Source organism: Apilactobacillus bombintestini, from assembly GCF_003627035.1.
Taxonomy (GTDB): Bacteria; Bacillota; Bacilli; order Lactobacillales; family Lactobacillaceae; genus Apilactobacillus; species Apilactobacillus bombintestini.
Genome location: NZ_CP032626.1, coordinates 1,182,063 through 1,198,264, shown reverse-complemented (window position 1 = coordinate 1,198,264; position 16,202 = coordinate 1,182,063). Strand labels below are relative to the sequence as shown.

Genomic DNA, 16,202 nt, shown 5'->3' with positions numbered 1-16,202 from the left:
AAAAACGTATATGTACTTTAATTTAAGGAGAGCGAAGCGAAGTGCAATATAATAAACAACAATTTAATAAAATAAATGATAAAAAAATAATGAAGAAAGTAAAAAAGCAATGGGTAGTAGTATCTATTGCTACTTTAGCTTTCTTAGGAGCATCCGCATTTGGCATGGTTAATACTACATCTGCCAAAGCCGCAGAAAATGCTCCAGCTGAAACTCAAAATTCAGATAATAGTGATAATAAATCACAAAAAGTTAATCAAGATAAGCAAGATGATAATGATTCTACTAAGTCATCAGACACAAAAGTAGCTAATAATTCGCCAATCAATAACAATAATGACCAACAAGATGGTAATACTAACGCAAAACAATCAGAGAAAGAAAATCAAAATAGTTCCAATAGTTCTAAACCATCTGATAATAACGATCAAAGACAAGACAGCAGTCAAAACAATGGGCAATTATCTAGTTCAAATAGTGGACAACACGATAAAGATAATAACCATCAACAAGATGATGGATTATCATATCGTTTGGGTGAAAATGCACAAAACAGTACTATTACCACAAGTGATGGGAGTGTTATCACCAACCCAAACAAAAATGATGAAACAGCTCATTATAGTGAACAAATTCAACAAGGTTACATGGATGCCTACAAAGGAAAAGGCAATCAATCTAAAAAGCTAAGTGGACAAGCCGCTAATTATTACAATTCTGCCTATGATGGCGCAATTGCAACTATGAATTCTTATAATAAGTCAACTAAGGGAATCGGTTCTGGTACTCAAGACTATAATTATTATGGTAATACAGTTACTAAATTAGGTGACTTTAAAAGTGATAGTGCCAATGCTCAAACGGGTAGTAAAGGATTTAAGCCTAAGGATACAACCAAGGGTGATGACAATGTTGATAAGAATGCAAGCACATCTAGTTCATCTAGTTCTATGCAAAAGAATCCAACAGATGGAACACCTTTGAATTATGGAACTAGTGATGATACTAATCAAGGTGGAGCTGATAATCCTACTGATGCAACCAATTCTGTTACTAAATACTCCACAACTATGGATAGTAGAATTAATAATGCGAATAATTTATCAGTAAAATCGAATAGTGCTAATCAAGCAATTAGTATTCCTTCATCTAGCACTTCAGATATCGCCAATGAACGCAAGCTTTACACTGATGCTGGTGCCGTAGGATTAGAAAAAGCATTTAATCAAGCGGTAAATTATGTCCTTACACAACAAGGTATGGCAGATGCTGAAAGTGGTAAATGGCAAGGTGTTTATCCAGGTAGCAATGGTAAAACAAAAGATTACTATTTAAATTCTACAAAAAATGATACAAGCAATCTATACGATCAAGCATATCGTGGTGCTAGAGATGCTATGAATAGGTATTTTACTAACAACAGTTACAACGGAAATAATTCTGTTCCTAAAGTGAATACCGGTGTTCAAGCTTATAATCAAGGATTTAATGATGTAGTAAATCAAGCAGCAAATGGAACTGTTTATGTACAAAATGGAAATCAATGGTCATCTATTATGACAGCATCAACAAATACAGGTGGTGTTAATGGTAATACTGCAGGTAACATTACTACCGTTAGATTAGCGAACGATGTTGATTTGAGTGGTGCTACAAATGGTGAAAACAATGGGACTATAACTACTCAATTTTCTTCAATAACTATAGATGGACAAAACCACATGATGGATTTTCATGGTAGTAATTATACAGTTAATAGTAGAAACAACAATTTAGATGTATATTTACAAAATTTCCAAGGACTCTATGGTGCTAATTTCTATGGCCCATTTCGTGCTCAATCTGGAGCTGCATTTCATTTTGCAAACATAAATTATGTGGGTCCTCAATTGTTAAGTTCTACTTCTAATGATACTTACTTTAGTGGTAACGTTAATGTATTAGTTCCAACTTCAAGCACTAATTACAATTCTCCATTTCAAAGCAACGTTCCTATTGAAGGTGGAGGAAATCAAGAAAATCTAGAAGTTAATAATTTTATTCTAGAACCTAACTCACATTATTTTGGTAATACTTCATATGCAGTTGGAGGAACTAACATTGCAGTTAGTGGTAATGTTACTTTAGGTGAAAATTCTAAAATGACATTAATTCCTCGAGGACAAAATGGTAACAGTAACTACAATAGTGGTAACTATGGAATTGTTATGAATAATAATGGTGCACAATTAAATATTAATAAGAATGCAACATTAAACATTATTGCTGGACAAGGCCAAGGAATATTAGGTGGTGGTGTTGGTTCTGGAAACGCTATCACAATTAATGTTAATGGTGGTACATTAAACTTTGAAGGTAGTAATGGTGATTCAGGTGGATATAATCAACCTATTAATTTACAAAATTCAGGAATTAAAGTAAGCGTCATCAATGGTGGTGTGTTACAAGCTTTGATGGACAAGGTCCCAGGAAGAGTTAATGGGGGAGGTACCTACTATGGATTAATAACTAATACAGCAGGATCCTTTAATGTTGGCTCAAGAGGTAACTTAAAAGTAGGTTTTACCAACTCAAAGGGTAACTTTGTCCCATACTATGGGTCTGTAAACATTAATTCAGTTGGTAATAATCATGCAATATTTATAAAACCTGATCAAATAAGACAATTTCAAACTACTTCTGGTAGTAATGCTGGTGGAACCGGTGGTGATATTAAGGCTTATACTGTAGCTGTTAAATATGGCAATCAAACGAAGTACTTATATAGCTTTGATTTGATATCTGGTTCAACTAGATATACAGGAATTGATGTTGACGGTAATAGAATAACCGATGGTCAAGTTACAGGTAATACGTTAGAACTTTCTGATGTTCCTACTGTTAGTTTTGCAGGGCCCGTAACTAGAACAACTAATTCTAATGGGGATACTGTATTAACTGGATATGCTAGATTATCAAATTATAAGCAAGTGAATGGACAACCTATTTATGTTGGAATTGCTTATGGAAATAATTCTACTGACTATACTAAATTACAAAATGTTACTGGTGGCAATTATTCTAATGAATTTTCTAAAGCAGATCCAAATAAATATGCTTCTAAAGTAGACACAAAAAATTATGATGGTGGAATTATTCCAATCACTTACACAATTCCAAAAGGTATGGTTGTCAATCCACAATATGTTGGAATGAGATTACACTATGGTATTAACTCAGTTAATTCCATTGTTGGTTCTGATTCATATTCCACAAATATTGAAGGATATGATGATGCGGGAAATGGTAAAGTTAAGCTAGTAAGTACCATGCCAGTTGCTAATGGCCAATTAGGAAACGTTAACCAAGGTACAGATGATGCATTAGCTGATAGTGTGTCTGGTACCAGCGTAAATAAGAATGCTGAACCTTTTAATACTAAGACTAATAGTGATTATCAAGCTGCTTATAGTGCTGTTCAAGCAGGATTTAATGCATATGATAATGCTACGGCAAATCAAGATATTACCCAGTTGGATGCATATAAGCAAACTGATAATCCAAGTGCCTTTGTGAAGGGATATAATGAGGCTGCATACCAAGCTGGTTTACAAGATGCTCAAGGGAATAGAGTTAGTGAAGAAGCATCTAAGAATGAAAATTATGCTAAAGCACATAACGATTATGAAAGTGCTTATAATACAGCGTTGGAAAACCCTAACTTAGGATTTAATGACTTAAAGAATTCATTTAATTTACCTACCCACATGTTAAATGGAGTAACAGGTAAAAAAGATGCTGGTGCAGCTTTACAAGCTGTTTCAGATGCTCAAGGTGTTATTGCTTTTATACAAGATGTTCGTAATGGAAATCAAAATCAGAAGGCTAAGATTGCCAATAATCAAGGACCTTTAACTTCGTATAACTATGCTTCTGACGGTTATCGTAATGCTATGAGTGTTGGTGCTCAGGATGATAATCCTGATGGTCAAGTTAACAAAGCCGAAGAAGCTGGCTTCAATTATGCACAATCTATTATTAACGGAGCTATATATAATAGTTTACCTACTACGACAAATAATCATATGAATAGTTTGGTTTATGCAAAAGAAGGTAACGATGCGGCTCAAAAAGGGATTGCTAAAGCTTTACAGAATGGTAATAATTCGGCAGATTCTAGATCTAGTTCTCCTAGTCAAATAAACACGGACAATTATAAAGGAAATTTAACTGCTTACCGAGATCTTAAGTATGGTGCTTATGCTGCTTTAAACGGCCAATCTGACGCAAAATTGAATACTTTGCAAAAAGTAGCTTATGAAAAAGTTGCTTATACAGTAGGTATGAATGCATTTAATCAAGATAAAGGTTCCAATATTCCAAATGGTTATAAAAATACTTCTGCTGAATCTGCATTTAAGAAAGGATATGAAGATGCTACTGATTCAGCCCAAAAAGGAACTTCTGATGGTATCTCAGCTGTAATTAATAATGCTAAAGCTTCTAATGCTCCCGGTAATATACCTTCAAATGTATCTAGTGCAGATGCCTACAAGAAAGGATACAAGGGTGGAGTTGATGGTTATAAAGATGGTTCCAATGATGGACAATATCTCCATAGAGATACTGATGATAGGACCAAAACTTATCAAGACTCTTATGATTCTGCATATGCACAAGGTCGCCAAGTAGCTGGTGGTAACGATTATGTAAAATACAAGCAACCTAAAGCCTCTGATGCCGATTACAAGAAAGGTTATCAACAAGCTGAACAAGGGCACACTGATGGATATAATGATGCTAAGACTCAAGAAAATCCAAAACCTACAAAATCTGATGCTAAACCTTATGTAGCTGGTTATAATAATGGTATTGATGACGAAAGAAAAGATGCCTTAAATAAAGCTAACCAACAAGGTTTCATCGATGGTGGAAATGATTTCTTCAATAACATTACTCGTCCTACTACGGTGACCCAATTAAATGGTAAGTCACCTGAATACACTAAAAATTACTTTAGTGCGTTTGATGCAACTGAACAAGGATTCAAAGATGCTTTTGCAAAACAAGCAAACAATTCATCTAACTATTCTGGTGATTCTAAGAATGCATATGTAAATGGTTACAATAATGCTTCTAAAATTACTGATCAATTAGCCAAAGATGAACAAGATATTAATAATTCTAGTGATTCTTCTGATCGCATTGTTTCTGTAACTAATGATGTATTTAATGCGACAGTTGCTGGCTTAAAAGGTATTAGTTATCAAAATAAAGAGAATAAACAAGGTAATTTGTATAACGATATCGTTGTTCAATACTTAAATAGTGCAAACCAAAAATACGATAATGGTATTACAAAAGCACAAAAAGATGCTAATGCTAGTGATAGTAATACAATTACTCAATTATCTATCAGTGAGTATAATGATGGTTATAACAGTAGTTTTAAAGGTGATGAAAATTCTAAGGCTTACAATAGTGGTAAAGCAGATCGAAGTAATTTGAACTTGGGTATTAATGCCGATAAAAATGGAATTCCTACTAAGACAGGTAATATTTCTGATGATGCTAGTGATGCATACAAAGCTGCATATTCAGATAGCTTAGGCATTACTAATAATTCAAAACCAAGCAATGACAATCGGGTTTGGAAAGATGCATACCAAGAAGGATTAATTGACGCTAAAGATAATGTAGAAGCAATTAAGTCTCAAGCATTACAAGCTGTAGAGAAAGGGAAACCAAATCCATTTGATTCAAGTAATGTAATTAAGCAATTATCATCAAGTGTATACAGTTCAATGAATGATGGATATAAAGATGGTAAGTCCGGTAAGAATACTCCTGCTCAACCAAATAATCTAAATTATATGGCTGGTTACAATGCTGCTAATAAGTCTAATCAAGACTTTGATAAAGCTGAAAGTGAAAACTTGCCAGTAAGTTCGCTAAATAGTTCCGATACTTATAATGGAGCAGCTGATGCTATTAATAGTGTAAACAATCACGGAGATATTTCTCATTATCCTGCTGATGGTACTCATTCACAAACTTATATGGATGCTTATAATAAAGCAGTTGATATGGCTAATAATTCTATTAAGCAAGCATATAGTGACATGTCTACAGGCAAAAATGCCGATGATAGTAGTATTGATACAGTTGCTGATAAGGTATTGTACAACAACGCTTATAAAGCTAATATAAAAGGATACAATTCTGGAATCTCTGGTGTTGGATATCCAAATAATATTTTAGGACAAGATGGATACAATCTTGGACTACAAGGACAACAAGGATACAAAGCAGCTGTTCAGAAGGCTATATACAACAATGATACTGAGAATGCATCATCTATGCCTGGATATACTCCATCATTGAATGGGTTAAATGATGCTAAAGATGGCAAAACAAGTACTTCTAATGATCCAGCATATAACTATGCTTATAGTCAAGAAAAAGCTGTTATAAATGCACTAGGTGATTTGGCTAAAGGAAATGATGCTAATAAGCAAGCACCAAGTGGTACTAATGTCGATGCATATAATACAGCTTACCAAGCAACAGTAGATGGTTATACCGATGGGCATGCAAATACAATTGCCACAACTAAGAATAAGCAATCTGATAATCGTCTTGTTTATACAGCTTCATATGATCAAGGGAATCAAGCAGGTCGTATTCAGCGAGGTGCAGATGACTATACCAATGGATTGCTTGATCAAAATACTGAATCAACAGATTCTAATTATGCAAATGGTGTCCTAAATGCTATCCATGGTTACATTGATGGGAAGAGTAAAAAATCGCCTGCATCCCAAGAAAAACCATATCATGTGGGTTATGTTCAAGGTTCAAGTGCCGCCGATGGTATAAAACAAGCTGAATCAAACAAGTCTTCTGATAACGGTTTGTCAGATGATGGTAAAAATGCTTATTATGGTGTCAAAGATGCATATTATGCAGTTCAAAACCCAAGTGATACCAATAAACCATCAGATGGTAAGAATGTAACCAAGAATAATGCATATGAAGATGCATATAATAATGCACAGAACATAGCTCAAAGTGCAGTAAAACGTGGTCAAAAATTATTTGTAACACAATCTGAGACTCCAACCTCTGATGGTACTATGCAACAAGATGCTGTGGTTGATGGTTATACACAAGCTAAAAAAGGTTATGGTGACCAAAAAGCTGGTAAAGTTGATCAAGGGAATAAAAACCCAAGTTATCTAGCAGGTGTTCAAATGGCTAAAGACCTTGTAGCTGGTGAACAAGCTGCAAAGACTAATGCTTCAACAAGTAATGAGATTCAATCTGTTGCTTCCAAGGCATATAATGATGCTGTAAATAATGTATTAAATGGTAATCCTACAGCTCAACCAGTAGTAAGTAATCCTAATTTAGCGCAAATTTATAATGATGCGTATAATGATGCGTTATCAGATGCTAAGCAAAGTGCTTCTCAAGGTGCTAACGATTACTTGAATGGTAAAGGTAAAGTTGGCGGCAAGGATTTGCAAAGTCAAGTTCATGACAAGGCATATGATAGATCTATTAAAGGTTTTGATGATGGGTCTCAACAAAAACCAAAAGAAAATACTCAAGATATAGGTTATAACAAAGGCTATGATGCTGGACAATCTGTTAATAAAGCCATTTCTGATCAAAAGTCTGGTAAGCCCTATGATGGTAATGCATCTGATAAAGGCGTTTACGATGATGCCAAACAAGGTTATGATGATGGATATAATAATAGAGATAATAGTAAACCTAATAATATTGCATACAATAATGGTTACAATGAAGGTAAAACTGCTGCTAAGAGTGATGCTAGTCAGGATGCTATTAATAAGCAAAATGCTACAGATGGATTTAATGCTGGTTTAAATAATGCAACAAATGCTAAACCTGATAATGATTATTACAATAATGGTTACAAACAGGGTAAATCGGTAGCACAAGCTATTTCCGACCAAAAGTCTGGTACCTCTGACGATTCTAAAGCAGATGATAAGCCAAGTTATGATAGTGCATCTCAAGGTTATATTGATGGTGTAAACAGCGTTATTAATGGAAGCGGGACTCCAGCTGCTAATACACCTGCTTATATTACTGCTTATAATCAAGCAAGTACCGATGGTAAAAATGCTTATCAAAATGGTGCTAACCAAGCATTAACAAATATGTTTGCGCAAAATACTGCTAAGCAAACGTATAAAAATAGTAGTTTACAAACATTAGCAAATAATGGATTTAACGATGTTAAATCTGGGTTTGATAGTGAGTTCACTGGTAATCTTCCGGCAAATATAACTTCAACTGTAGGACAAGGAATGAAATTAGCACAATCTACTAAAAATGCGATTGATCAAGAAATTAAAGGACAACCAATTGAAAGTATTCCTGATCCTATTAAATTTGAGGTTGATAAAGGATTAAATCAAGCACAAAAAGCTGTTTCAGAAAATCCTTCAGTCAATGGTAGTCAGATTCCATCTGGCTTATCAGAAGTTGCAGGTTATGCATACAGTAAGGCTATTCAATCTTATAAGGAAAGTTATAATTCTGGTGTTAATATTGCTAAGACATTAAATACTACAGAACCAACTGATAAGAATGCCAAACAAGGTTATGACGATTACATGGCTGGATTGAAGAGTGTCATTGTAAGTGGTGCTGCTCCAATTAGTAATCCTAACGTTGGTCAACAAGCGGGTATTGATGCTAAAGATAACTATGAAAAAGCTTACAATGATGGATTAAAGGGCTCTACTGATTCTAATAATTCTGATCCAGTTTATAAACAAGCTAATGCTAGTGTTAAACAAGCACTTCAAGATTTTGCTAATGGAACTTCTAAGTCAGATGATGAAATCAATGCTATGCCTCTAGTTCAACAAACTGCATATAAAGATGCATTAATAGATGCTAAAAATGCACATGAAAAAGGTGCTAATAAATTTATAGATGGAGAAGATAGGCCTGAAGGTAATCAAGGCATAGCAGCTGCTATGGAAAACGGTTATGATGATGCTCAAAAAGGATATGATATTGCTGAAAACGGTACTAAGTTTAATGACTTAACTTCTGATCAAAAGAATAATCCTTCATTTATGATTGGTTTCAATGCTGCTACTCAAGGGAATTCTGGGCTATCTGATTTAGAAAATGGCAAGAACCCAGGAAATGATAAAAATGAGCAAGATGGTTATAATGGGGCTAATGACGGATTTAATGCCGGAAAGAACGGTTCACCAAAAGCTGATTTATCTAAGTTTAGTAAGCCATACCGTGATGCATATAACAAAGCTTATAATGAAGCTAAAAACGGTGTTCAAGCTGGATACAATGATGCTATGAAGCCATCAAGTCAAGCTACTGATTTAAATAAACAAACGTCCTTGTTTGGAAAAGCTTACCAATCTGGTAATGATAAAGCTAAATCCGAAATTGCTGCAGGTGTACAAGATTATAAGAATAATCAAGCTCAACCATCAGGTAATACAGCTGCTAACCAATATGGTTTCAACCAAGCTAAAGATGGTTACGAAGGTAAAGGTTCTGATAATAAAGATGCTTCTTACCAAGCTGGTGAAAATCAATCCTCTGCACTAGAACATGCAAAACAAAATGTTTCTGCAGGTGAAACTTCTAATAATGATCCATTAACTAACGAAGCTGAAAAAGCATTAATTAATGGTATCAATGATGCTAAGAATGGTAATAGTGATAGTAAGAATGCTGTAAATGATAATCCACGTATGGATTCTGATGCATATGCAGCCGGTGTTGATATGGGTAATCAAGCTCGTATTGATGGTGCTTCAACATTTGTAGATGGTGGTAATAAAGCTGATAAAAGTGACCCCGTATCTCAAGCTCAAGCTATGGGTTATGACAATGCTCAATCTGGATTTAGTGATGGTTCACAAAATAATACTAAACCAGCTAAGCCAAATGATGCAGATTATATGAAAGGTTATAACTCATCTAAGGCTGTACAAGCTGCTGAAGAGAATGCTCAAAAGGCAAATGCTAAGGAAACAGCCACTGATACGGATTCATTCAATAAGGCAACCCAAGGATATGCTGATGCTGTTAAGGCATTGAAGACCAACCGCGATAATCCAGCACAAGCTGCAGACAAGAATATTGCATACACTAAGGCATACCACGATGCAGTTGCTCGTTTACAACCTGAATACAATGCTGGTGCTCAAGCCCTAACCGCAGGTAAGCCATCGATTGATGCTGACTTAGGTCAAGCTGATAAGGATGCAATCCAAGCTGGATTCGATGACGCAACTAAGGCCTTTAATGCTGGAATGAATGGTGACGATTCGTACAAATCAGCTAATAAGGCTGAAAGCACTGCTAACCAGTTAGGTAAGGCTGCTGAACAAGGCATTCAAAATGTAATTCATGATAACAAGCCAGCAACTGACGATGCTAATGTTGATAAGGCAATTAATGCTGCCAAGGCTAGCGCTCTTAAGCACGAGTTTAATGCCACTTCAGCTGATCAAGATATTGCTGCTAATCCAACATTAAGCGCAGTATATGCTAAGGCTATTGGTCAATTACACGATGTATATGCTAAGGCTGTTGTAGCGGAAACCGCAGGTACTCCAGTTGATAGCAACGTAGTTGCTCAATTAGGTAAATCTGATGCTGATCAAGCAATTAGAGCCGGATACCATGGTGATAGTAAGCCAGCAAATGCTGACGTAGCTGCCGCTTACCAAGCTGGTCAAGAGGCTAAGAAGGGTTACGACTTAGCACAAAGTAATCAACATGCTGCTGAGGATGCTTCAGACGCAACTAAACAAGGTAACACTGCCGCCTTTGATGCATTACAAAATCATGGAAAGACTGTTGATAACAGTAATAAGCCATTAACTTATCAATTAGCTTATGATGCTGCAACTGGTGACGCTAGTTCCTTAACAGATAGAGGGGCTGCTGCCTTTGAAAATGGTGAAGCACGTCCTAGTGGTGATGATGCTGCAGCTAAGGTACAACAAGCAGCTTATGATCAAGCACAAAAAGGTTATGAAGATGCCAAGGCTGGTAGAATTGACAATACTAATCCTGATTCATCATATCAAGCAGGGACTAAAGCCTATGCCGATTCCCAAAAGGGAATCGCGTATGCGCAAGCACATAAGAGCGTTCCTGAAGATGGAACACCAGCAGAAAAATTAGCAGCGCAAGCAGAAATTGATGGTTTCAAGCATCAACCAAATGCTCATCCAAACAATATGATTTATAATGATATTTATAAGGCTGCGAAAGCAGATGACGCTGCTCAACAACAAGCCGGAGCCGTTGATGCCAATAGTGATCAACCAACTACCGATCGTAATAAGTTAAATGCATTACAACAAGATAGTTATGATGCAGGTAAGCAAGCTGGTCAAGATGGCTATGCTAAGGCTAATAAAAAAGAACAAAATGATGATGGTTCTAGTTATAGTAAACAAGCTTTCGATGGTGCTAAGGCCGGTTTTTCAGATGTAAGTAATAATCAAACAAAATCTGATAAAGAATTATCTGGCCAAACCGATGTTTATAAATCAGCTTACCAAAAGGCAGTTAATAAAATGAAGCATGCTGTTGAAAATGGTATTAAAGCATTTATTGACGGAAAAGATAAACCTGATAGTAGTACAATTACTGGATCCAAAGAGGATGAAGGTTATGATGGTGCACAGAATGGATATGAAGATGCCAAGCAAGCTTATGAAGATGCCAAATCTGGTAAACCAGATAAGTCTAATAAGAGTGAAGCATATCTTGCCGGCTTGAAAGCTTATCAAGATTACCAAAATGGTGTAGATAGCGCAATTAATAATGGCAAACTTCCAAGTGATGCTAGTGACAGTGAAAAAGATGCATTCGAAGCTGCTCAATTAGGATTAGCTGCTGGTAAAAAATCTACAGATAAACCAAAGGATTTGAGTAGTAAGAGTCGTACCTATCAAGATGCTTTTAACTACGCTTATAATCAAGCACAAAATGGTGAACAGGCTGGTTATGATGATGCTATGAAACCAACATCAGATGCTACTGATTTAAATAAGAAATCACCATACTTTATTAATGCTTATAAAGATGGAAAGGATAGATCTAGTCATGAAATTGAACAAGGTGTTAGTGACTTTGATAAGGGGCTAGATAAACCAAGTGTTGATTCGAAAGCTAGTCATTATGGATACACTCAAGCTAGTGATGGATTTAGAGACGCATATAACGATGCATTGAATAACACTAAGACTTCATTAGATGGTAAGTCCGATGTTTACAAAGCTGCCTACCATAAAGCTAGTGAAGATGCACAAAAGGCAATTGTTGATGGACAGAATGCTGCTAAGAACAAGGCCCAAATTGCTGATGGGACTTCTGCTCATGATGTTCTTGCTAAGCATGCTCATGACCAATATCTAAATGGTTACAAGAATGATACTAAGAACGGCAATCCGAAGGATTCATCATTTATTGCAGGTCAATCTGCAAAGACTAATGCTGATAAAGTAGTAGATGCTTTCAAGAAGAATTCAACTTCAGATGGTTCTGATTTAGGCGACACTGCAAAACAAGCCTTTGACGAAGCCATAGCTGGTAACAGTAATTCTTCTAACCACACTGGTGATAATGCACTTGCCAAGGATGACGTATACGCCCAAGTTCACAAATTAGCTAGTGACGACAATGAACAAGGAATTAAAGATTACTTACAAGGTAACTCTCGTTCAACTGGTGATGACGCAGCTGCTAAAGCAGCACAAGCTGGTTACGATGATGCTAAACAAGGTATGACAGATCAATTAGCTGGCAAAGCTAATGAACCTGGCAACCCTGCTTACACCGCCGGTGTAAATGCTGCCAAGGCAATTCAAGCCGCTGAAGAGAATGCTCAAAAGGCAAATGCTAAGGAAACAGCCACTGATACGGATTCATTCAATAAAGCAACCCAAGGATATGCTGATGCTGTTAAGGCATTGAAGACCAACCGCGATAATCCAGCACAAGCTGCAGACAAGAACATTGCATACACTAAGGCATACCACGATGCAGTTGCTCGTTTACAACCTGAATACAATGCTGGTGCTCAAGCCCTAACCGCAGGTAAGCCATCGATTGATGCTGACTTAGGTCAAGCTGATAAGGATGCAATCCAAGCTGGATTCGATGACGCAACTAAGGCCTTTAATGCTGGAATGAATGGTGACGATTCGTACAAATCAGCTAATAAGGCTGAAAGCACTGCTAACCAGTTAGGTAAGGCTGCTGAACAAGGCATTCAAAATGTAATTCATGATAACAAGCCAGCAACTGACGATGCTAATGTTGATAAGGCAATTAATGCTGCCAAGGCTAGCGCTCTTAAGCACGAGTTTAATGCCACTTCAGCTGATCAAGATATTGCTGCTAACCCAACATTAAGCGCAGTATATGCTAAAGCTATTGGTCAATTACACGATGTATATGCTAAGGCTGTTGCAGCGGAAACCGCAGGTACTCCAGTTGATAGCAACGCAGTTGCTCAATTAGGTAAATCTGATGCTGATCAAGCAATTAGAGCCGGATACCATGGTGATAGTAAGCCAGCAAATGCTGACGTAGCTGCTGCTTACCAAGCTGGTCAAGAGGCTAAGAAGGGTTACGACTTAGCACAAAGTAATCAACATGCTGCTGAGGATGCTTCAGACGCAACTAAACAAGGAAACACTGCCGCCTTTGATGGTAAACAAGATATATTAAATGATAATAAGAGAGATCTTTCTACTAAACCATTGGTATATCAATTAGCTTATGCATCAGCAACTCAAGATGCTGATGATAATACCCAAAAAGGCTCAAAAGCATTTGTTGCTGGTGAAAAACGTCCAGAAGGTAGTGATTCCGACGCCAAGATTGCTCAAAAATCATACGATGAATCACAAAAAGGATACGAAGCTGCTAAAAAAGGTAATTTCAATACAGATGGCCAAAGTGATAGCTACAAAGCAGGAGTAAAAGCATATAATGATGCTTACCAAGGTATTCGTTATGCAAATCAAAATAAGAGTATTGCAAATGATGGAGCTTCAGCCGAAAAAGTGGCTTCACAAGCTGTTCTAGATGGTTTTAATCATGTAGTTAGTGATAAATATGCAGGTAATCTTATTTATGATGAGATTAGAAATGATAGCGCTAATGAATTTGACAAGATACGACAATCTGGTGCCATTGATGCAAATAAATCTCAACCAGCAATTAACCGAAATTCGTTAACGTCATTGCAACAACAAGCTTATGATGAAGGTAATTATGATGGCTCTAAAGGGTACAATGATGCTAATAATCCAATTGTTAATACAAATGAAAGTCAAAATCAACAATTTGCCCATCATGGTGCTAGAGATGGTTATCAAGCCGCAATCTTAAATAAGACATCTGATATGAATAATCAATCTCCAGTATTTGTAGCTGCCTATAATCGTGCTTATAAATCTGCTATGGATGCAGCTAAACGAGGCGCTGAATTGGCATATGATGATAAGGCTAATGATGCACAAAATATGAATGATTGGAAATCACAAGCTCAAAATTCATCATTTAATGCATATCAAGCAGTTATTGCTAATAAACTAGATGGTAGCAACTTATCTGATACTCAAAAGATTGGATACGATAAAGCTATTAATCTAATTCATGCAGTTCAGGACGCTATTAGTAACCATAATCAAGCTTCTCAAAATTCAGAGTACGTGAATGCATATAATACAGCAAAACAAGCCATTACTGATGCTTTACGTGATATAGATAATGGAAAATCATTACCTGCTGATGCGGATTCTATTATGGTACCAGATGGATTAAACAAAGATGTTTATAAAGCTGTCTATGAAGGTACCTTAAGTGGATTTGATAGAGGAGCTAATAGTGGGATTGATCAACCTGATAAGGATAATATGTTCTTTGATATATCTTTCCATAATGGTTACAAACTTGGTCAAAATTCATACAATGGACAAGTTTTAAATGATTTTGTTGCTAATAAGAAGCAAATGGACTTCACAACATTAGGGGCAAAACAACATTATGATAAGGCATATCAAGATGTAACAGATGGCTTTAATGATGGATTAAATGGTAAAGCTAAGAAGTCTAATGGTAATAGATACTATAATAATGGATACCAGATTGCTATAGATGGCTTGGCAGGAATGAATGCAGCAAGTTCTTCCATTAAAGATAATGTATATCATATGTTATCTAATAAGGATCAAGCATTCATTGATGGTTTTGATGGATATAAACTTGGTATATCTGATGCAAAACACCATTCTAAACGTATAAAACGTAATTTAGAAGGTAAGAATCGTATGTTTATTTATGCATATGAACAAGGTATGAAAGCAGAACTTCTTAGATTGAGTCAAGAGGGTCGTAAGGCTGGGCATAAACGTGCTATAACTGGTCGCCACATTATTAGACACCTAAGAGCTCGTCATTCTGCAGCTTATGTTCGTGCTTATGTAAAATCTTACGAACGTACATTCAGACGTCGTATTCCAAGATATATTTACAACATTAGAACTATCTACACTCATAACAGTGTTAAATACAATCGTAATTCTAGAGTTAAGAAGTTTGCATATACTAAACGCTATAATTCAACAGTATTCCGTGTAATTGGTGTTAAATTTACTAAGCATGGTACTCCTAGATATGTGTTAAAGAATGGATTGTTAGTTACTGCTAATTGGCATTATGTAAGAAATGCCTACTATAAGCATAACTTCAAGAAATTCCGTGTAATTAAACCAGCAGGTGTATTAATTCATAGATCAGAAAAATTCAGTAAACAAAACGTTGTTAGAAGAATAAAACGTGGACAAATATTTAAAGTCAGAAGAATTGTTAGATACCATGGATTAACTCGCTTCTATGTTGGTAGATATAAATATGTAACTTCTAATAAGACTTACGTAAAAATGACTAGAAACTAGTCAAAAAAGGCAACAACCTATTGATTTTTGATAGGTTGTTGCTTTTTATATACATAAGTTTATATATTTTTTATAAGATGATGCTTCTAAGGCGTATAGGTGAAATTCCTTATAACACCGGCATGTAAGTCACTTTTCTTTTATAGATATAAGTTTAGTATTATTATATATGTTGTATAGTTACTTTAGTATTTAAGTAATTCATAAGGAGTGAGA

The 16,202-nt window shown here is 35.8% G+C and carries 1 protein-coding gene; it reads left to right on the top strand.

What is annotated here, in order from left to right:
* Window positions 1-41 precede the first annotated feature (41 nt).
* Window positions 42-15,986: a DUF5776 domain-containing protein gene (locus D7I45_RS05800; RefSeq protein WP_120784768.1), complete on the top strand. Its 15,945-nt coding sequence runs from the start codon at window positions 42-44 to the stop codon at window positions 15,984-15,986.
* The last annotated feature ends 216 nt before the right edge of the window (window positions 15,987-16,202 follow it).